The 20,993-nt window shown below is 41.8% G+C and carries 18 protein-coding genes and 1 other RNA gene; 11 read left to right on the top strand and 8 right to left on the bottom strand.

What is annotated here, in order from left to right; all coding sequences use genetic code 11:
- Position 1: 1 nt before the first annotated feature.
- Together ABD873_RS07760 and ABD873_RS07765 are read left to right on the top strand one after the other, a co-directional pair.
- Positions 2 to 1,390, top strand: a complete 1,389-nt coding sequence (locus ABD873_RS07760; protein ID WP_345066884.1) for a substrate import-associated zinc metallohydrolase lipoprotein — start codon at positions 2 to 4, stop codon at positions 1,388 to 1,390.
- An 11-nt stretch (positions 1,391 to 1,401) separates the two neighbouring features.
- Complete coding sequence (locus ABD873_RS07765; protein ID WP_345066887.1) at positions 1,402 to 2,718, top strand: DUF4302 domain-containing protein; 1,317 nt, start codon at positions 1,402 to 1,404, stop codon at positions 2,716 to 2,718.
- 42 nt (positions 2,719 to 2,760) lie between these two features.
- On the opposite strand, the gene mtgA is transcribed toward ABD873_RS07765, so the two are convergent.
- Positions 2,761 to 3,507: a monofunctional biosynthetic peptidoglycan transglycosylase gene (gene mtgA, locus ABD873_RS07770; RefSeq protein WP_345066891.1), complete on the bottom strand. Its 747-nt coding sequence runs from the start codon at positions 3,505 to 3,507 to the stop codon at positions 2,761 to 2,763.
- A gap of 127 nt (positions 3,508 to 3,634) precedes the next feature.
- Here mtgA and ABD873_RS07775 point away from each other — a divergent pair, with 127 nt between their 5' ends.
- Positions 3,635 to 4,009, top strand: coding sequence for a DUF2200 domain-containing protein (locus ABD873_RS07775; RefSeq protein ID WP_345066894.1), 375 nt, complete (start codon positions 3,635 to 3,637; stop codon positions 4,007 to 4,009).
- A 135-nt stretch (positions 4,010 to 4,144) separates the two neighbouring features.
- The gene (mutS, locus tag ABD873_RS07780; protein ID WP_345066897.1) at positions 4,145 to 6,721 is read left to right on the top strand and encodes a DNA mismatch repair protein MutS; all 2,577 of its coding nucleotides are present in this window, start codon (positions 4,145 to 4,147) and stop codon (positions 6,719 to 6,721) included.
- Here mutS and ABD873_RS07785 read toward each other — a convergent pair.
- Entirely contained in the window at positions 6,711 to 7,829 is a 1,119-nt protein-coding gene (locus tag ABD873_RS07785; RefSeq protein ID WP_345066900.1) for a hypothetical protein, read from the bottom strand. The two genes, mutS and ABD873_RS07785, sit on opposite strands and share 11 nt — an antisense overlap.
- A gap of 70 nt (positions 7,830 to 7,899) precedes the next feature.
- Between ABD873_RS07785 and ABD873_RS07790 the strand changes: the two genes are divergently transcribed.
- Genes ABD873_RS07790 through fbp form a run of 3 tightly spaced genes read left to right on the top strand, consistent with a single transcriptional unit; the run spans position 7,900 to position 10,153 of the window.
- Positions 7,900 to 8,616 (top strand): tRNA1(Val) (adenine(37)-N6)-methyltransferase, encoded by a 717-nt coding sequence (locus ABD873_RS07790; RefSeq protein ID WP_345066903.1) that lies wholly within the window; start codon positions 7,900 to 7,902, stop codon positions 8,614 to 8,616.
- Positions 8,617 to 8,619: 3 nt separating this feature from the next.
- Complete coding sequence (locus tag ABD873_RS07795; protein WP_039054323.1) at positions 8,620 to 9,114, top strand: metallophosphoesterase family protein; 495 nt, start codon at positions 8,620 to 8,622, stop codon at positions 9,112 to 9,114.
- Positions 9,115 to 9,151: 37 nt separating this feature from the next.
- Positions 9,152 to 10,153 carry a class 1 fructose-bisphosphatase gene (gene fbp / locus ABD873_RS07800; protein ID WP_039054322.1) on the top strand — a complete coding sequence of 334 codons (1,002 nt, stop codon included), beginning with the start codon at positions 9,152 to 9,154 and terminating at the stop codon, positions 10,151 to 10,153.
- A gap of 1 nt (position 10,154) precedes the next feature.
- Here the strand turns inward: fbp and ABD873_RS07805 are convergent, their stop codons facing one another.
- A complete protein-coding gene (locus ABD873_RS07805) occupies positions 10,155 to 10,490 on the bottom strand; it encodes a MerR family transcriptional regulator (RefSeq protein ID WP_039054321.1) in 336 nt (111 codons plus the stop codon).
- 101 nt (positions 10,491 to 10,591) lie between these two features.
- Between ABD873_RS07805 and ABD873_RS07810 the strand changes: the two genes are divergently transcribed.
- Positions 10,592 to 10,936 carry a hypothetical protein gene (locus tag ABD873_RS07810; RefSeq protein ID WP_345066910.1) on the top strand — a complete coding sequence of 115 codons (345 nt, stop codon included), beginning with the start codon at positions 10,592 to 10,594 and terminating at the stop codon, positions 10,934 to 10,936.
- Positions 10,937 to 10,976: 40 nt separating this feature from the next.
- On the opposite strand, the gene accD is transcribed toward ABD873_RS07810, so the two are convergent.
- The 5 genes from accD to dprA all read right to left on the bottom strand — a co-directional run bounded on the left by accD (position 10,977) and on the right by dprA (position 14,980).
- On the bottom strand, positions 10,977 to 11,819 hold the full coding sequence (gene accD / locus ABD873_RS07815) for an acetyl-CoA carboxylase, carboxyltransferase subunit beta (RefSeq protein WP_039054319.1): 843 nt from the start codon (positions 11,817 to 11,819) through the stop codon (positions 10,977 to 10,979).
- Positions 11,820 to 11,932: 113 nt separating this feature from the next.
- An RNA gene (ffs, locus tag ABD873_RS07820) (signal recognition particle sRNA small type) lies at positions 11,933 to 12,030 on the bottom strand.
- A gap of 83 nt (positions 12,031 to 12,113) precedes the next feature.
- Positions 12,114 to 12,341, bottom strand: a complete 228-nt coding sequence (locus tag ABD873_RS07825) for a DUF6814 family protein (protein WP_197053691.1) — start codon at positions 12,339 to 12,341, stop codon at positions 12,114 to 12,116.
- 2 nt (positions 12,342 to 12,343) lie between these two features.
- The gene (locus tag ABD873_RS07830; RefSeq protein ID WP_345066916.1) at positions 12,344 to 13,861 is read right to left on the bottom strand and encodes an MFS transporter; all 1,518 of its coding nucleotides are present in this window, start codon (positions 13,859 to 13,861) and stop codon (positions 12,344 to 12,346) included.
- Positions 13,862 to 13,879: 18 nt separating this feature from the next.
- Complete coding sequence (gene dprA / locus ABD873_RS07835) at positions 13,880 to 14,980, bottom strand: DNA-processing protein DprA (protein ID WP_039054318.1); 1,101 nt, start codon at positions 14,978 to 14,980, stop codon at positions 13,880 to 13,882.
- A gap of 102 nt (positions 14,981 to 15,082) precedes the next feature.
- Between dprA and ABD873_RS07840 the strand changes: the two genes are divergently transcribed.
- From ABD873_RS07840 to ABD873_RS07850, 3 genes are all read left to right on the top strand, one after another.
- Entirely contained in the window at positions 15,083 to 15,346 is a 264-nt protein-coding gene (locus ABD873_RS07840) for a hypothetical protein (protein WP_345066920.1), read from the top strand.
- Between the two features lie 855 nt (positions 15,347 to 16,201).
- On the top strand, positions 16,202 to 19,474 hold the full coding sequence (locus ABD873_RS07845) for a SusC/RagA family TonB-linked outer membrane protein (RefSeq protein ID WP_345066923.1): 3,273 nt from the start codon (positions 16,202 to 16,204) through the stop codon (positions 19,472 to 19,474).
- 25 nt (positions 19,475 to 19,499) lie between these two features.
- A complete protein-coding gene (locus ABD873_RS07850; protein WP_345066926.1) occupies positions 19,500 to 20,987 on the top strand; it encodes a RagB/SusD family nutrient uptake outer membrane protein in 1,488 nt (495 codons plus the stop codon).
- Positions 20,988 to 20,993 lie beyond the last annotated feature (6 nt).

A 20,993-nucleotide genomic window follows, 5' to 3' on the forward strand; every position in this document is an offset into this window, starting at 1 on the left:
TATGAAAAAGTTGAATGTATTATTCCGATATAGCGTATTCGTAGGTGCATTAATCTTTTTCTCTTGCTCTAAAGAGGAGAAGCTTGATGTCGATATTACGCAATATAATATTGATGCACCCGTTAAGTCCGAGTTGGATAATTGGATTAAATCTACACTTACGGACCCTTATAATATTGAGCTGATTTATCGTTTCGACCGAAACGAAACAGATCCAGAACGTAATATCTCGCCTATAGAACTGGAACGCGTAAAGCCTACGGTAGAAGCCATCTTATATACTTATCTGAAAGTGTATGAGAGCGTAGCAGGAAAAGCGTTTATTAAACAATATACGCCTAAACAGTTTGTATTATACGGTTCTCCCTCATACAATACTAATGGAAGTATTACCTTAGGTACAGCAGAAGGGGGTAGAAAGGTGGTTTTATATGAGCTTAATGAGCTTAATTTCTCTAATGCGGCTCAGGTGAGAAGAAAAATGCGAACTATTCACCATGAGTTTACACATATCATAAACCAAATGATCGCTATTCCACCGGCATTTGAGCAAGTGACTAAAGGAGACTACGAGGCGGACTGGACCAATAATACCTCTAACCCTGAGTCTGTTTCAAGGTCTTTAGGATTTATTTCAAGATACGCTAGGAGTGCTCCGGGAGAAGATTTTGCAGAGGTGGTAGCCCATCTTATTGTGGAGGGGCAACTGTATTATGATAATTATGCAAAAGCATCGGGTGCTGATGCCTACTCCAAGCTAAAACGCAAAGAAGCCCTGGTGGTTGATTACTTTAAGCAATACTTTAATATCGATTTCAGAGAGCTTCAAAAAGAATTCGCCAAGGTTGTTGTAGAGCGTTATAATGAAAATCAAGCTTTCTCCTTGGGATATTGGTTGCGTCAAGGAACACTTATCTCTGGTATTAAGATAGATCCTTTAGCTGTCTATAACTCTAAATATCCTACATCAGAAGCTTTCAATGCGGTGTACGAAAATGTTAGAGCCGGCATTGCTGCCGTTGGAAATGCCAACCGGAGATTGGACAATATTGAGTTCCAATTCGGTCCTAATAACCAGCTGGAAGTGGTAGTAACCTATACCAATACTGCTGGAACTACGTATTTGGCTAACTATTCTTACAACTATTCGATAAATGCAGAAAATGAAATAACCTTCACCAAAGTTGAGCAACGCGGCACTTCCGGTGCATATGCTAACGCATCAACAATTGGTTCAGGAGTGACAGCTTTACAAACCTATCTAACCAGCAATACCTTTGTATTGGATTGGATTCATGATGTAGAAGCTATCGACTTTACTAACGTTGGTGGATTTTATGTAAAAGGAGATCCAAGCAATTATGTTTTTGGTAATATTATAAAACAATAAGACACTATATTATGAGAAGATATTTGATATTGGGGTTAGCTGTTCTTTCTTTAGCTTCTTGTCGAAAAACAGAAGTAGCGAAGATTTTCGAAGAAGCTCCTGAGGAGAGAGCAGGTAAAAGATTGACAGAACTTCAAGAAATCCTTATAGGAGAACCCAATGGATGGAAAGGTGTGCTCTCCACCTCTTTGGGAGGAGGATATGCCTTCTATGTGAAGTTCAATAACAATAATACCGTAGAGATGTTATCAGATATCAATGATCAGACATCCTCAGAGTTGAAAAACTCGACTTTTCGAGTGAAATGGGTGATGGATGCTTCCTTGATCTTTGATACGTATAATTATATTTCTCTCTTGCATGACCCAGGAGCTAAAGTACCTGGAGCAACATCAGCCAACGGCTTGCAGAGTGACGTAGAATTTGAATATATACGTTCAAGTCAAGACTCGGTATTCCTAAGAGGTAAAAGATATAAAAACAACTTTACGCTGATTCGCCTGAACAGTTCTCAAAGCAATGCTTTCAAAACGTCTTATACCTCTAACATTAATGATACAAAAAGTCTTATCTCAGGATTGAAATTTCCGTATATTAATTTGCCGGGAATAAACAATAAGATAAGTTTTGTAATAGATAATTCCTCAAAGAAAATCAGTGCCGAGTACATGATAAATGAGGAGGAAATTAATTCTGTTACCGGTAAATTTGGATTTGACATAGATGGATTATTGTTTCCTTATGCAATGTCGATTGGACAAACCGTTCTTACTTCGGCAAAAAAAGAGGAAGGTAAGGTATGGATTTTGGACAATAATGGAAATAAGTATGAGTTGAAAAGCAATGACGTGCCTATTCTTTCAATCCTAAGTACCTTTGGGTACAATAAGGCCAACAAGCGTATTCTTTCCGACCCGGTACCAGGTGTAACAGCTAATGAACATATTTTCAATAAGGTGCGGGAATTATTCGTTGCCTCCGGTCGTTCAATTAGTACTATGTATTTCCAGTTGACCAATAGTACAACGGCTATTTTCTATATCGGTTACACTGCTAGTGGAACGAATTATGTGGCTTCAGCTAGCTACAGCTATAGAATGGAAGGCAATAGAATATTTTTGAAACGTATAGGTATTGATGGTGGTAACAACTGGAATACACGTGCTAATCAAGTTGCTCCGGTGAATAATCTTTTTGGTGCAGGAGAAGAGAAAGAATTTACCATAGAATGGGTGGCTAGTAGTGATCCGTCGGTTGTTTATCCTATTGCCGCTATAAGATCTGTGACAAATCCAATGGATATGTTATATGGAAAAATAGGTAATTAAGATTAGCTATCATAAGAAAAGGGAGCCTAATAGCTCCCTTTTTTATTCTGGTATGGTGTAATGATTCATATACCTTACTATGCTGTTGGCGCGAGAGTTTACATAGCGCGAAGGGCGACGGGCATCCCACTTTCTTGGGTTGGGAAGGATAGCGATGATTAGTGCTGCTTCTTTTTTCGTTAAGCTACGTGCCGACTTGTCAAAATAATATTGGGCAGCAGCTTCTGCGCCGTATACACCTTGTCCCATTTCAATGACATTGAGGTACACTTCCAAAATTCTTTTTTTGGACCAAAAGAGCTCTATGAGAAAGGTGAAGTAAGTTTCTAGGCCTTTACGTACCCACGAACGTTGTGGCCAAAGAAAGACATTTTTCGCCGTCTGCTGGGAGATAGTAGATCCCCCCCGTAAGGGCTTGCCGCTCTTGTTCTTTTCAAAAGCTTCCATAATAGCTTTTGTATCGAATCCATTATGGGTCATAAAATGCGCATCTTCTCCGGCGATGGCCGCTCGTTTCAAGTTGTTGGACATATCGTCGTAGTCCAACCATTTTTTTTCTATTTTGAAACCTTTGCCTGCAGCCTTCCACTCGAAACCTCTCTTAATCATCAGATAAGTAATTGGCGGATTGACGAAGCGTAGGGCTATAACCCAAAAGATTGTTATGGCAAAAAAGCCGATGACGATGCGTAGTGTCCATCTTTTGAGCAAGGAAAGATATGAAGACGATGTTTTTCTGCTGTTCGTTTTTTGACGATTATTAGAAGTTCGTGTTCTTTTGATAGCCATTCTAACCCTATTTGGATGCAAACCTAACTAAAAATTGAACAAGTTTTATGGACATATATGCTTTTGAAAAGGTAATTTTCTGGGTGAAAGAGTTTTATAAGTTTTTATTTTGACGTAATTTTAGATTATGAAAGATACAGCACATCACGATGAGCGTATAGCACGCATGTCTTTTGCCTCTGTCTATCCTCATTATGTCACTAAGGTGGTGAAGAAAGGCCGCACGGAAGATGAACTCCTCGAGGTCATATCGTGGCTTACAGGCTATTCGTCCGAAGAAATACAACGGCATATTGAAGGTAAGACAACTTTTGAGCAGTTTTTTGCAGAGGCCAAGATGAATGAATATGCCCATCTCATTACGGGAGTTATCTGTGGCTACCGTGTGGAAGGCATAACCAATCCTTTGACACTGAATGTGCGTTATCTCGATAAGCTGGTAGATGAGCTGGCCAAAGGCAAAGCTATGGGTAAGATTCTGCGTAAACCCAAAGAGGCATAGCTTTGTTTTAGATTCCTTCCCCTAATTCCTGTTAATAAGGGGCAACAGATTTGTCAAATCAGGTCATTTGTCTTAATTTTACGCTTCAACAAAATTAGATTTCCATTGGCAAAGGCAAAGAAAGAAACCCCTTTAATGCAGCAATATAATAGCATTAAAGCTAAGTATCCTGGCGCATTATTGCTGTTTCGTGTAGGTGATTTTTATGAGACTTTTGGCGAAGATGCTGTCAAGACAGCCAATATTTTAGGTATTGTGTTGACTAAGAGAGGCAACGGCTCAGAGTCGGAAACAGCCCTCGCCGGCTTTCCTCACCATTCTTTGGAAACCTATTTGCCAAAACTGGTACGTGCCGGTTGCCGTGTAGCCATATGTGACCAGCTGGAAGATCCTAAACAGACAAAGACTATAGTGAAGCGTGGCGTAACCGAGCTGGTAACGCCGGGCGTGTCCTATGGTGAAAATATAGTGCAGCAGAAGTCTAACAACTATCTGGCTTCCATCTATACTGAAAAGAATACCGTGGGGATTTCTTTTTTGGATATTTCCACAGGGGAGTTTTTGGTGGCCCAAGGTAATGCCTCTTATGTGGATAAGCTGTTGCAGAGCTTCAAGCCTAATGAGGTGATCATGCCACGACGACAATCTAAAGAATTTTTGGAGCAGTTCGGCTCATCATATTATACCTATTATCTAGAAGATTGGCCTTACAGTGGCGATTATGCTACGGAGACACTTTTACGGCATTTTGAGGTTAAATCCCTAAAAGGATTCGGTATAGACCGTATGTCGGTAGGCATTGTGGCGGCAGGTGTAGCCCTTCATTATCTTAATGAGACGGAACATCGTAACCTTCAGCATATTTCTACAATTTCTCGTATAGAGGAAGATAAGTATATGTGGCTGGACCGGTTTACCATCCGCAATCTAGAGCTCATCGGGTCTAACAATGAAAACGCTACAACCTTGGCAGACGTGCTGGACGAAACCTCTTCTCCTATGGGAGCGAGGCTCCTTAAACGCTGGATAGTCATGCCATTGAAAGATGTCAAAGCCATTCAGGAGCGTTTGAATGTGGTGGAGTACCTGTATCAGCATGAAGAACTACGTGAAGAGCTAATAAAAGAGATCAAGCAGGTAGGAGATTTAGAGCGCCTAATCTCTAAAATAGGACTACAGAAAGCCAATCCTCGCGAAATTACACAGCTTAAGCGTTCGCTTTACGCCATAGAGAAGCTGAAGGTGCTGACGAATGTGCAGCAGTCTGAGGCGTTGCGTATTATCTCCGAACAACTGAACCCTTGCCATATCATCCGTGAAAAAATAGAGAATACCCTTCAGCCCGAACCTCCTGTAGCGTTGAACAAGGGAAATGTCATTGCCGAAGGAGTGGATGAGGAGCTGGACAAGCTGCGTAAGGTGGCCTTTGGCGGTAAAGATTATCTTTTGGAAATCCAACGCCGCGAGTCGGAAGCTACGGGAATTCCTTCGTTGAAAATAGCTTTCAACAACGTTTTCGGTTACTATTTGGAAGTGACTAACACGCACAAAGATAAAGTTCCGGACACTTGGATTCGCAAGCAGACCCTCGTTAATGCCGAACGCTATATCACCGAAGAACTTAAAGAATACGAAGAACAGATTTTAGGAGCCGAAGAGAAGATACAGCTTATCGAAAACCGCATTTATTCGGAGCTTCTGTTGGCCATTGCTGAATATATCAAACCTATCCAGCTGAACGCTCAGCTAGTGGCAAAGCTGGACGTGCTTCTGAATTTCGCCAACATAGCCAAGAAGAATTACTATGTAAAGCCTGAAGTGACCGACTCCAAGATCATCGATATCAAGGGAGGTCGCCATCCTGTGATAGAAAAAAATCTTCCTGTCGGTGAAGATTATATTACGAACGACACCTATCTGGATCCAGACACCCAGCAGATTATTATCATCACCGGACCTAACATGGCCGGTAAGTCGGCGCTATTGCGTCAGACAGGACTTATAGTTCTTATGGCACAGATAGGATGTTTTGTGCCAGCAAAAGAAGCGCACATAGGTTATGTGGACAAGATCTTCACTCGCGTGGGGGCGTCGGACAACCTTTCTTCGGGTGAATCGACATTTATGGTGGAAATGAACGAAACGGCAAGTATCATGAACAACCTGTCTGACAGGTCATTGATACTTCTGGATGAGATAGGTCGAGGTACCAGCACCTATGACGGTATTTCCATCGCGTGGGCGATAGCGGAATTCTTACATAATCATCCTTCCGCACGGGCTAAGACTCTTTTTGCTACGCACTACCATGAGCTTAACGAACTTAACACTTCCATGCCGCGTATCAAAAACTACAATGTCACGGTAAAAGAGGTCAACAATAAAGTGATCTTCCTGCGCAAACTGATGCCGGGAGGTTCTGAACACAGCTTTGGGATACATGTGGCTAAGATGGCCGGCATGCCGCCGAAGTTGGTGGCGCGAGCTACTGAAATCCTTAAACGTCTGGAACAGGAACGTACAGGAGGGGAACAGATCAAAAACAGCATGCGTAAGCTACAAAAACAGGCTTACCAGCTCCAAATGTTTTCTATCAACGATCCAATACTTGAGAAAATCAGAGATATGCTCAACAACTTGGATGTCAATACGCTTACGCCTGTGGAAGCTCTGATGAAATTGGACGAAATCCAGCGCTTGCTTAAAAACTAAAAACGGAAAAAAGCTCTACACTGCCGTAATGCGATGAAATAGGGGATAGCAGCTTGCTATCCCACCCATAGGGCACATAATGATAGTTGCCTTCCACGCCTATAAACATCTTTTTCCGCAGATGCCAAACCAAAGAGCAACCTACAGAAGTTTGTAGCGTGTTGATATTGCGCATGGCCTCACGTGTATTTTCGAAGCCATTGTCATCGAAATATGATTCTGTCTCTGTAAGTCCTGTATAGATAATCCCTAACCCCAATTTCAGTTTGGGCAAAACAGTAAACTTACCATCGTCAAAGACTTTGAAACCTCCTCCTACTCCTAAGAAATGGGTAGTCGTAGGAGAAATGATTCTCACTTCATCATTTAAATCCACTTCTATATTCTCAGGAGAGGATTGGATGGTCAGCTTATAGGCTATTTCGTAGATAAAGGTATAATCTAATCCTCGCATAAAAGAAATTCCTAAGGTTGGGGAGGTACGGAAAATATTGTTTTTCCCCAGAGGAGAAAAGGCTCCCACATGTACACCGAAGGTATGCGAAGAACGGTCTATAGGGGTACCATGCTTAGGGGTAGAGGTAGCTGGAGGTATCTTTTCGGAGGTGGAGGTGTAATTTTCAAACCTGTCGGCAAAAAGATACAACATATTACGTTCCTGGTCTGAAATATGGTTGTAGCTTGTGGAATGTAATAGAGCATGTGCTTTTATTTTAAGGAGGGAATCTATGGGGTGGCGCAGTGGAACGAAATCGTAAGCTGCGGGGTTACTGGCATAACGAACTTGGTAATCGTGGGTAGCGGCATCATCGAAGCGCTGCATGAGCCTTCTGTCGTATAGCAGGTTTACATAGCGCTCTACGAATTCGGCAGTGTTGTTATGCTGTATGATAGCATAAATAATTTTGGTACGCAATATGATTTCTTGTTCTCCGCAAGCTGCTTGCCAAGTATTTAGGAAATTTTGTATTCTGTTATAGTCATTTTTGATAAGGTTATCCCTGAAATTTGGTAGTAAGGATGAGGTCATTCTTTCGCAGGAATTCTGTGCATAAACGGTGAAGAAATGAAAGAATACCATAAGGAGAGTGAGCAGGATGGTTTTCATGTTAGCTACTTTATTCAATATATTGATTTAAAATAATTTCCTCATCTATAAAAAAGCTACCTTTGTAGCGATGGGTTCCGTTTTTAAATTTAAGCAATTTGATGTAGAACAGCGTGACTGCGCGATGAAAATCAATACCGACGGGGTGTTGTTGGGTGCCTTATTGGAGATGGACACCTCGGCAGCTGAGCCGCAGATATTGGACATAGGGACCGGGACAGGGGTCATAGCCTTGATGTTGGCTCAACGCTATCCTACGGCACAGGTGATAGGGGTAGATATCGACGAAACGGCATACTTGCGCGCCATGGAAAATTTTAGTCGTTCTGTCTTTCATGAGAGGCTGAAAGCTGCGTCCGGTACGTTTCACCTCTTGGATGGCGCCAATACGTATGATCTCATAGTAAGCAATCCTCCTTTTTATACCAATTCCCTTCACAATCCCAATGCGCGGAAAAAAATTGCTCGCCATACGGATTTTGATTTTTTTGACGGGCTATTGCGGTTTGCGGCAAATAATCTTAGGTCAGAAGGATCTTTGTCTTTGATACTGCCTACAGAACTTGCAAAAGAGGTTATATTCCAATCCCACACATATAAATTTGTTTTGCACAGAAAGATAAATATAAAATCCTTCGAGCATACAGAGACAATACGATGTATCATCACGCTCTCTCGTAAGGAGGGAGGACTCCTTAGTGAAGAAGAGTTTATCATTTATAAGGAAAAGGGTATCTATTCGGATAGATATCGAGAAGTGTTGAAACCTTACTTTTTGGCTTTCTAGCGTATGAAGAAAATTGGTCTGCTTTCGGATACTCACAGTTACTTGGATGAGGCGGTGTTTAAATATTTTGAAGAATGCGACGAGGTGTGGCATGCCGGGGATTTCGGCTCAATAGATGTAGTAAGGAAGCTGCAGGCTTTCAAGCCTTTCCGAGGGGTATATGGTAATATTGATACAAAAGATATACAGCAGGTATGTCCTGAGCATTTGCGTTTTGAATGTGAGGGTGTGGATGTATGGATGACACATATAGGAGGTTATCCGGGACGCTATGCCTCACAGGTCAGAGCAGAACTACAACGTAATCCCCCAAAGCTTTTCATCTGTGGACATTCCCATATTTTGAAAGTTCAATTTGATGAAAAATTACAATTATTGCATTTAAATCCGGGGGCTGCCGGTTATCATGGTTGGCATAAAGTCAGAACGTTGATGAGATTTGATTTGGTAGCAGGTAAAATTGAAAATTTGGAAATTATAGAGCTCAAGAGAAGATAAAAAACTTCTCTATTTTTATCGCGATAACCATGTGATTATGAGTTCTATAAAAACACTAGGCCAATTTATTATCGAGAAGCAGGCTGATTTTCCTTATGCCAAAGGAGAGTTATCTCGTTTGTTAAGAGATATAGGTATTGCAGCCAAAATAGTACACCGAGAAGTCAATAAAGCAGGACTTGTAGACATCTTAGGCGACCATGGAAACCAAAATGTTTTTGGTGAAAGTCAGAAGAAACTGGATGTATATGCCGACGAACAGTTTATTTCTGCCTTGAAAAGTGGAGGAGAATGTTGTTTTGTGGCTTCCGAAGAGCACGAGGAGGGAGTGGTATTGGTGGATGAAGGAATCTCCAAAAACGCCAAGTATATAGTCTGCATAGATCCGTTGGACGGAAGCTCCAATATTGAAGTCAATGTATCTGTAGGGACGATTTTCTCCATCTACAGACGTAAGAGTGAGGTTGGACATAAGGTGACTGAAGAGGATTTTCTACAAAGAGGGGTAGAGCAGGTTGCCGCTGGTTACATCATTTATGGTTCTTCTACTATGCTGGTATATACTACGGGAAAAGGGGTTAATGGTTTTACACTAGACCCTTCCATCGGCGAATTCTGTCTTTCACATCCCAACATGAAAATCCCTTCCAGTGGAAAGATATATTCCATCAACGAAGGCAATTATGTCAAGTTTCCGCAAGGTATTAAACAGTTTATCAAATACTGTCAGGAAGAGGACAAAGCGACCAACAGACCTTATACGTCACGTTATATCGGTTCTATGGTCGCCGATATACACCGTAATCTGCTGTTGGGGGGAGTATTTATCTATCCACAGACTTCTGCGCAGCCTAATGGAAAGCTGAGGCTGATGTACGAATGTAACCCTATTGCTTTCATCGTCGAACAGGCCGGAGGCAAGGCTACCACAGGAACGGAACGTATACTCGACATTAAGCCAAAGGAACTACATCAGCGTGTACCGGCCATCATAGGCAGTACCGAAATGGTGGACAAAGTCCTCGAATTTTTGAAATAGCTTACAGGCTGTCCCGAACTTCTATCAAAAAAGATTTAAGACGCTCCAGAGAATCAATGACACGTTGGTTCTCTTTTGCTTCTGTTTTGTTGGCTTTCAGATACTCGCGGGCACCTTGGAGGGTATAGCCTTTCTCCTTAACGAGGTTGAAGATAATTTTCAGGTTGGCTATATCTTCTTGGGTGAAGAGACGGTTTCCTTTTTTATTTTTTTTGGGCTGTAAAATGTCAAATTCACGTTCGTAGAAACGAATCTGAGAAGCGTTAACGCCAAACATTTTGGTTACTTCTCCCATTGTGTAGTACAACTTGTTGATTTCTCGTTCTTTGTAAGGCATAAGCTTCACGTGTTTTTGATACTGAAAACAAATATACAATCTAGGAATGAATTAAGAAAGTCGGCTAAAATTTATACGTTTGTTTGAGCAATAAGAGTTTTATGAAAGGTAAGGTCATTGTAAGTAGATTCTGGACCCGTTTTTTTTCTTTGGGAAAGGCCGAGGCCATTACCTTGTTCCCTTTTATTTTTATCTATAAAAAGGGATTGAAGAAGGATATTATACTGTTGAATCACGAACGTATACATATTTGTCAGGCTTTGGAACTTTTTGTCGTAGGTTTTTATCTATGGTATGTATTGGAGTTTCTTTTCCGCTTTCTCCGGCATAAAAATTTCGACAAAGCATACCGTAACATTTCCTTTGAACGGGAAGCTTTCGCGCATGAATCCAATATAGGGTATCTAAAGCAGCGTAAGAGGTGGGCTTTTAGAAAATATCTGTAAAAAGTAAGAGCCTTTGTCAACGATAAAGGCTCTTACTTTTTTATTTTACTAATTTTAGGAATGTTGAAATCTTTTGTTTCAATTCTCTTCGGTCTACGATGAAGTCCAAGAATCCGTGTTCAAGGACGAATTCCGATGTTTGAAAACCTTTAGGAAGGTCTTTTTTGATTGTTTCTTTGATTACGCGCGGTCCTGCGAAGCCTATGAGTGCTCCCGGTTCAGCTATATTGATATCGCCCAGCATGGCATAAGAAGCTGTCACACCTCCTGTGGTAGGGTCTGTCAACAGACAGATGTATGGCAATTTGGCTTGGCTCAACAAAGCCAATTTGGCGGATGTTTTGGCCATCTGCATCAGGGAGAAAGCTGCTTCCATCATGCGGGCGCCTCCTGACTTGGAGATCATCATGAAAGGAAGTTTGTGTTCTATACAATAATCTATCGAACGGGCGATTTTTTCACCTACTACCGAGCCCATGGATCCACCGATAAAGTTGAAGTCCATGCAGGCGATGACGATTTCGTGGCCGTCAAGCTTGCCATGAGCCGAACGTAAAGCGTCTTTAAGACCGGTCTTCACTTGGCTTTCGGCTAATCTTTCATGATAGGGTTTGCTGTCAACAAAATTTAGAGGGTCGCCTGCAGTAAGATTAGGGAATAGTTCTGTAAATTGATTGTCGTCAAATAAGATAGAGAAATATGCTGCCGAACCTATACGAATGTGATAACCACAATATTGACAAACGTATTTGTTCTCGATTTGTTCAATGTTCAAAAGAGGTTTTTTACACGAAGGACACTTGTCCCACATACCGTCTGGAGCCTCTTTTTTGTCTTGTGTTGCAGTTCTGATCCCTGCTTTATTTCTTTTAAACCAACTCATATAATCGTGTTTGTTCTAGCTACAAATAAACGAAAAGATATGCTAAAAGAAAAACTTAAAGGTCAAAAGTAGTAAAGGATAGTGCAGGAAAGATGGATAGGTATAAAACAAAAAGTGGGCAAGCTCCCTTTATCGCACCGCTCAACCTAATACCCTTGCTATGTTCCCATCCTGGGGGAGTCATAGGGAGCTGGTCGTAAAGGACTTACCCACCGCAAAAATAGGAAATTTTTGAGATAGACAAAATTTAAAATATAAAGAATGCTCTATCCTGTTGAAGTTCAGCCTGAAAAATTACATTTTGTCCTCGTGGAATTCTCCTTTCAACGCAAAATATCCGAATACTCCAAGTCCTATCGAGATAATCGGCGTAAGGATGAAGACGATAATTAGCCCGAAGACCAGATCTTCCTGATGGCCTGTTTGCAGCTTTGGAAAACCAAATTTCACGATGCAGAAGTAGGCAGCCAACAGTGCCAATATTATCCAAGCTATTCCTAATAATCTTTTTATCAGTTCCATGGTTATAGATTTTTTGAATACATGTTTTTAGTAATGTATAGGGAGCCGATGACAAAACATACGGCTGAAATGATAATAGGGTACCACAGTCCGGCCAGATAGAATTCACTATCTTGAGAGGCTTGGGCATTGCTTGCTAGATAAGTCGATACAGCAGGAAGCAATCCTCCGAAGACGCCATTGCCTATGTGGTAAGGCAGAGACATCGAAGTGTAACGAATCTTTACTGGAAATAGTTCCACAAGGAAGGCGGCTATAGGTCCATACACCAGTGTTATGTAGATGACCTGAATAAAAATCAGTAGGATTAGCTTGATGTAATTCCATCCTGCGATGGTTATTGTCTGTTTGCTGATGATTTGGGTGGTGTTGTCCACTATATGTTTGGTTTTTGTCGTGGTAAGGACAGAGCGGTCAGTATAGTACACCTTTTCAGTCACTATTTCATCTTTGCCTTTTTCGGTATGTACTACTTCAAAGAATTCTTCTTTCTTGTCCGTGATCTCTTGTTTGTTTTCAACGTTAGTCAGCTGATACATCTTTTCGTAGATGGGACGGTAGGTGAGAATGGCTAAGGCCATGCCGGCGAGCATCACCCATTTTCTTCCAACTTTGTCGGATAGCCATCCGAAAACGATGAAGAAAGGTGTTCCGATGAGAAGAGCTATACCTAGGATGGTGTCTGCCTGATCTGTATGCAGGTGCATGACCGTCTTCATGAAGCTCATAGAGTAAAATTGTCCAGTATACCAGACTACTCCTTGTCCCATCGCTGCCCCGAAGAGCGCCAGCAACACAAACTTGAGATTGTATTTATTGGCAAAGCTCTCCTTCAGCGGATTTTTTGAAGTCTTGCCTTCTGATTTAGCTTGTTTGAATTCCGGAGACTCATCCATATTTTTTCGAATCAGATAGGAAACGTATACCATAAGTATAGATAAAAGAAAAGGAACACGCCATCCCCACAATTCAAACTGTTCTTCACTCATCAGCGAACGAGTGGCAAGGATAACTATTAGGGAGATAAAAAGCCCGAAAGTTGCTGTAGTCTGTATCCAAGAGGTCCAGTAACCACGCTGTCCGTTAGGGCTATGCTCGGCCACATAAGTGGCTGCACCTCCATATTCTCCACCTAGAGCTAGGCCCTGCAATAGACGCAGGATAAGTACGATAAAAGGAGCCCAAAAGCCTATGGTCTCGTAGCTAGGAATACATCCGATAAGGAAGGTAGCTCCTCCCATCAGCAACAGGGTGACCATGAAAGTGTATTTTCGTCCTATCAGGTCTCCCAGACGTCCGAAAAATAGAGCTCCGAAAGGTCTTACGACAAATCCTGCCGCAAAGGTGGCAAGTGTCGAAAGAAAGGCTGCCGTAGGGTTGTCTGATGGAAAAAATTTTGTCGAAATCACAATGGAGAGACTACCAAAGATGAAGAAGTCGTACCATTCGATAAGTGTTCCCAAGGAGGAAGCTCCGATTACTTTCCAGATTCCTTTGGTTTGATGTTTTTCTGTAGTCATAGATTCGTTTATAATGGTTTAGATTAATTTATATGTTTTTCCGGGTAAAGATATCAGAATGCCTTTCATCTCCATTTCCAGAAGAACTATAGCCAGCTTACTTTGTGGCCAATCGCAATGCAGGGCTATGTCGTCTATGGAGGCCTGTTCGCTTTCTCGGATGAAGTCAAAAACTTTCTTCTCGTCTTTAGTCATATCTTCCGGGATAAGAGGAAGCTGTTTGGACAGAGGTTTTCTGTCCTCTCTCTTTTCCCAGTTCATGAGGTAGGCCAGATCTTCAGCATTGCGTATAAGGTGAGCGCGGTGTGTTTTTATCAGATAGTTGCATCCGGCAGAAAAATGTTGATCTATGGCGCCGGGGAAGGCACATACATCTCTGTTGTAGGTGTTGGCAATTTCTGCGGTGATCAGGGCTCCCCCTTGGAGTGCAGCTTCTACGATTATGGTAACATCGGCTAGTCCTGCGATGATGCGGTTGCGCATAGGAAAATTCTGTCTGTCGGGACTTGTTCCTGACGGAAATTCGGTGAGCAGTCCGCCATTGTCCAACATCTTTGTAGCTAGATCTCGGTGTGCCAAGGGATAGATGCGGTCCAAACCGTGTCCTAATACCCCAACGGTGGGAATATGATTTTTTAGTGCTTCACGGTGGGCAGCGCCGTCGATACCATAGGCTAAGCCGCTAATGATTAGTACATCGTAATCCTTTATCTCACGAATAAACTCTTCACAAATCTTCTTGCCGTAGGAAGTAGCATTTCTGGTGCCTACAATGCTGATACTACGAAAAGGGTTGAGGGAGGTATTACCTTTGAAATACAGCAGAAGGGGAGCGTCTTCACAATTTTTCAATCGTTTGGGGTATTCTTTGTCTTCTATCCATAAGGCCTGTATATTATGCTTTTGGATGAAGTGATACTCTTCCTCCGCTTCTTTGAGATAGGATTTTGAAAGTATGGTACTTGCCACCGCTTCGCCGATGCCGGGAATTGCCATCAGCTGCTTTTTTGAACAAGAAAAAATTTCATCAACAGAACCGCAGTAAGCCAACAATGTTCGGCTCAGTTTAGGACCAATACCTTTTATCTTGGTCAATGCAATTTTGTCGAGGATGTTCATAATTGGTCAAATAAATATAAGGAATCCTTATTTTTTATTGCAAAACTTTGGTCTTTTTTCTTACAAGAGAATAGTACCTTTGTACAAACAAATAGAAATAAGATGAGCTTTCAAGAACCTTTTGATATAGAAATCTATAATGTCGTGTATTCTGTTTTTCCAGAAGAAAAAGATACCTACACTATCTTCAAGGACGGAAAAGAATACGTACAAATTGTGAAAGATACCGACACAAACTGGCTTAAGCTAAATCCTGAAACGGGATTACCAATGTTTGGAATGGATGAAGAGGTCAACCTTATCGGAGCTGAAATTTTGAAAGAAATAGAGGGCCGCGGGCAAGCTGGCTCGGACACGGAAGAGTAGGCATATGATACCTTACTATCTGAAGTTTGTCGTATCAAAATCCTTGTCCAAAATTTTCGGCTCGTAAGCCGACCAATCATCCCTGAAGGATGATAGCATGAATACTTCTGAATCTCTGTACAACTATAATTCACACTTTGAAGTTTGATGAGACCCGAAGAGCGTGGTGTTGTTGTATCATTCTCATCTTTCAGCGCTCCATAGTTGAAAAACATATTCTGAGAGGTATAGTAGCCGGTTCTTCCTCCGGCATTCCCTCTTTTTCCGAACTCTTAGAATCTCTCCCATTTCGTATACCTATGGAGTTCTAATGCAACTGAGCGTATAAATGCATAGGATTTTTTTTATTTGGCAATACTCTGCACGCGACTTATACAATCATAACGATTCAAAAGAGAGAAGGGTATTGAGATAAAGAAGCGGCTTATGGGATTTTGTTTTATAATAAATATGCTAAAAGGATTTTATAATAAAGTTGTTGTTTTAGCAATCAAATGATATATAAAAGTGTTTTTGGGGTGTTTAAAGTTTATTTATTGCTGTTTTTGGATTGTTTTGAGCTCTATTTGAGTGTTTTTTGGCTCTTGTTATGTTGTTTTGTATATGTTTTTGGTAAAAAAGAGGGGTGTGATGTTGTAGATTTTAAAATTTTTGTATCTTTTTTGTTGTATATGCTATTTTCTTAAAAAAAATGATTGATTTTTTTAAGAAATCCATATATTTAATCATAACTAACCCATATATAACTTTAAATTATGAGAGAAATGAGCCCATAAGATCAGACCTCCGATTATTTTTCTGTCTTTTTTAGTAACATCAGCTTAATTACTACACCTAACTAACAATCACCCAATTATGAAACAATGTTCTAAATTATTGTGGCTGAGATACGTACGTGCTAAAAAACGCAGTAGTCTTAGCAAATTTTCGCTCATAGCGATGTCTCTTTTTCTCAGCCCGGAAGTTATGCAGGCCACTCCACTGTATAATTATTCTATCCAAAATGAAAGAGAGTTGAAAGGTACGGTTCTCGATGAGTCCGGCAAGCCTGTTGACGGAGCTTCTATCAAAGTAAAAAATGGCAGACAAGCCACATCCACAAATGGATTGGGAGAATTTACTATCCGTGTGCCGCGGGAGTGTGTTCTTATCATCAGTCACGTGGGATATGAGACGCAGGAAGTATTTGTACGTGATCAGCAAAATCTCAGAATCCAGTTAAATGCAAGTGGCAGAGATTTGGAAGAGGTCGTGGTAATAGGTTATGGTACGCAGAGTAGAAAGGAGACTACGGGAAGTTTGACTTCAGTGAAGGGAGATGATGTGGCCAAGACGCCTGTTCAAAGTTTCGATGCAGCGTTGGGTGGAAGATCGTCGGGAGTTCAGGTGAACACAAGTGCGGGGGTATTGAACCAGGCACCAGTTTTTAAGATTAGAGGGACTAACTCTCTGTCTTTAAGCACATATCCTTTGGTCGTGATAGATGGTGTTCCGGCATTTAACGATAATGACGACTCAGGCCCTAGCTATGCGTCGGCCAATCCTTTGTCGGCAATCAATCCAGCAGATATTGAAAGTATAGATATTGCCAAGGATGCTGCCGCGACAAGTATTTACGGTTCGCGCGCAGCCAATGGTGTGGTCTTCGTAACCACCAAAAAAGGTAAGAGGGGAGCTACGCGTGTGAATTACGAAGGATGGCTAGGCTACACTATGGCTAATAGGCTTCCTAAACTATTGAATGCAGAACAATATATAGAAATCAAAAATGAGGCCTTGAAAAATGCTGGAACATATAATGAGAATACAAACTATTTCGGTTTCAGCAGAGATGCTAACGGAAATATCATCGACACAAGATGGTATGATTATATCTATCAGACGGGAATGTCACACAGTCACAATGTGAACATTTCCGGTGCTACGGATAAAACGAACTATTTTGGTTCGGCGTCTTATACCAACCAAGAGGGTATATTCCAAAAAAATGGTTTTGACAGAAAGTCTGTCATGTTCAACATTGACAATACCACTACGGATTGGATGAAGGTGGGGGTTAAGTTGAACTATGTCAACGAAAACAATAAGGCCGCCATGTCTACCGGAGCGGGCAGTAGTGGTTCTTTCCAGTCATCATCTTCTTCGGGAGCCATGGCTCGTCTGGCACTGATGACAGCTCCTATCGTCGGTCCTTATAACAACGATGGCACTTTCAACGTGACGTCGAATGGTTTTGTCGGGTTAATGGATAATGTAGGGCATCTCAATGAATCAAGACTCGGTTTTTATAACCCTGTCATCTCATTGGAAAACAACTATTCAAACAACTACGGCAATAATGTGCAGTCGAGCGCTTACCTGCAACTGAAACCGCTAAAATGGATAACCTTCAAGTCAGTTTATGGTATCGACTACCGTAATGTAGATTATTCTAACTACTATTCTCCAATATCGGGTGAGGGGCTGGCCAACAACGGTTCTGCTTCCAGCGTAAGCTCAAGACGTCAAAGATGGGTGTGGACCAATACATTGACTTTCGATTATTCTTTTGATTCACATACCTTTAACCTGTTGTTGGGGCAGGAACAGCAGCGAACCACAGGTTCTATGTTCGGTTTGGAACGTAGGGGCCAGACAGACCCTTATTATTCCAATATCCAAGGGGGATGGCAGAATGTTTTCGATTACCGAACTAACAATCAGGAAATTAACAACTACCTACATTCCTTATTCTCTCGTTTGCAATATGATTATCAGAAAAAATATTATATCACAGCTAACCTGAGACAAGATGAATATTCCGCTTTGGGACTTAACAACAAGAAAGGTGTCTTCTGGGGCTTCTCAGGAGGATGGGATGTAGCCAAAGAATCTTTCTGGAAAGAAAGCTCGATCGGGGAAACTTTCAATGTGTTCAAGCTGCGCAGCAGTTATGGCAAAGTGGGTAATGTAGGAGGGTTAAGCGATTTTGGAGCTTTGAACACCTACTCGGCAGTGCTGTACGGAGGGCAAGCCGGCTTAACATATTCGGTCACAGGAAATCCGAATCTTAAATGGGAGACGAGTAAGAAATTTGATTTAGGTTTGGATTTTGGCTTATTCGGCTCGGCTATCACAGGAGAGATTGGTTACTACAAAAATTCGATAGATGGATTGATTTTGGCTGTGCCGCTTCCTCCTTCTGTTGGTATTCCGAACAGTACGGCAAACAGTATTCTTCAGAACGTAGGGGAAATGTATAATGAAGGGGTGGAGTTTACCATCAGTGGCGCTCCTGTCAATAAAGGAGATTTCAAATGGAATAGCTCTTTCAACCTTACCACGAATCATAATGAGGTAGTATCGTTGGCCAACGGTGTGTCAAGTATTATTTTGGGTACCTTGGACGGAATGACCATTACTACGCTTGGTAAGCCTGCCGGTATGTTGTACGCCATTGAGACGGCTGGCGTAGATCCAGCCACAGGAAGAAGAATCTTCATCGACGGAGAAGGACGTAAAGTGTTTTACCAACACAGCATCAATGGTACGAATAGCGTACAATACCAATGGGAGTACGAAGACGGAACACGTGCCAGAGCTATTACCCCCTCGGATGATGCCAAACCTTATAAACCTACTTCTCCGAAAGTGTTCGGAGGATGGTCTAACACCTTCAGCTACAAAGGTATTGATTTGAATGTATTGCTTACCTATCAGTTAGGCGGATATATGATGAATGGTACACAGGCTACTATGCGGGATTTACGTTTCTGGAACAATTCGGCAGATATCTTGCGTAGATGGCAAAAGCCTGGTGACCAGACAGATATTCCAAGAGTGGTGAAAGAAGATAACGTGTCTAACGGCAACACTTTGCCTCTTACACATAATGTCGCTTCTACAGACTATTTGCGCCTGAAAAACATCATGCTTTCATATAACCTTCCTAGAGGTATGGTAAGCAAGATGAAGTTAAATACGGCACGTGTTTTTGTGAGCGGTCAGAACTTAGCTATCTGGACTAAATATACAGGATATGACCCTGATGTGACCACCAACGGTAATAACGCCATACGTCAAGGTATAGATAAAAACCAAGCGCCAAATGCTAGAACATACACTTTTGGGTTAAATATTGGGTTTTAAGAGCTATCAATAAAAGAACTAAAACATGAGATCAAGTAAATCTATCCTATTATATACTGCTGGACTAGCTTTATTGTTCAGCAGTTGTAGAAAAGAAGAATGGCTGAATCCACAGCCCTCTACGTTGATTACGGATGCTACGGCCTTTAGTACGCCTGAGCGTATTCAAAACCAGATAAATGGATTGTATGCCAGCATGAAAGCAAGCCGCTATTATGGAAGCTGGTTTTTGATTGTTTCGGACATACGTACTGGAGAGTTTCACTGTAGCAACATGAATGCCGCTACGGGTTCTACCATGTATTCTATGCTTCCACAGACTACCACATCGGATGTGGGAGATATATGGGAGGCCATGTATGCGTGTATTAATAAAGTGAATGTTTTTCTGGACAATATGGACAAAGGTGGCGATGCTGTGCTAGATGCTAACACCGCTACAAGTTATAGAGCCGAAGCTCGCCTAATCCGCGCCATTACGTATTATAACCTATTGCAGCTATATGCCAGACCCTACTGGGATGGCAACGGGAGTAAACCAGGATTACCCTTGCGTCTAACAGGAAATACAGCGTCCGGAAATTATGATCTGGCAAGAAGTTCGGTGGCAGACACCTACAAGCAAGTGTTGGAAGATCTGGACTTTGCAGAGCAAAATCTGCCTGCAAGCTATTCTTCAGCATTTTTAAATACGGTCAGAGCGCATAAAAATACTGCAATAGCTTTAAAGACACGCGTTTATCTGAGCATGCGCGACTATCCTAAAGTTATCGCAGAAGCCAATAAGATAGTTTCGAGTTCAGCTCCTTTCACTGCTAGTTCTGGTGTTGCGCACAAGTTGGAAGCTAATATTGCGGATGTGTTTAAACCGCCGTACACCACGACGGAGTCTATCTTTTCTATGCCGTTCACCAATGGGGATGCGCCAGGTAATGCCCTTTCTAGATATTATCTTCCAGGGACAGGTGATGGCGGTACGGCAAGTAGCAACGGAGCGGGAGAATATTCTTTGAATAAGGTAGAAGGGATATATGCCTCTTCGGTATGGGCGAGTACGGATGACAGAAGAGGGCTTACCAAAATAGGAACTTCCACAGGAAAAGCTTGGTTGACCAAGTTTACGCAGGCTTCACCGTATACGGACTATGTACCTGTCATACGTTATTCGGAAGTGTTGTTGAATTTGGCGGAGGCATTAGCACGCAATACCAACTCCATCGATGTACGTTCATTGGCCTTGTTCAACGCTGTCTATGGCCGATCTAACCAAGGAGCATCACTTTCTGCAGCTTCCTTTGCGAATGTTTCGCAATATCTGGACAGAATCATTGAAGAAAGACGTATAGAGTTCTTGGGCGAAGGGCTTCGTAACGGCGATATCATGCGCTTAGGATTAACCATTCCCGCCAAGTCACAGCATGCTATCTCCGCAGTAGCACCGAGCGCGCCGGAATATATTCTTCCTATTCCTGCTGCCGAATTGATACTGAATAGTTTAATGGAAAACAACTAAAAATAT

The organism is Sphingobacterium thermophilum (assembly GCF_039541675.1).
GTDB lineage: Bacteria > Bacteroidota > Bacteroidia > Sphingobacteriales > Sphingobacteriaceae > Sphingobacterium > Sphingobacterium thermophilum.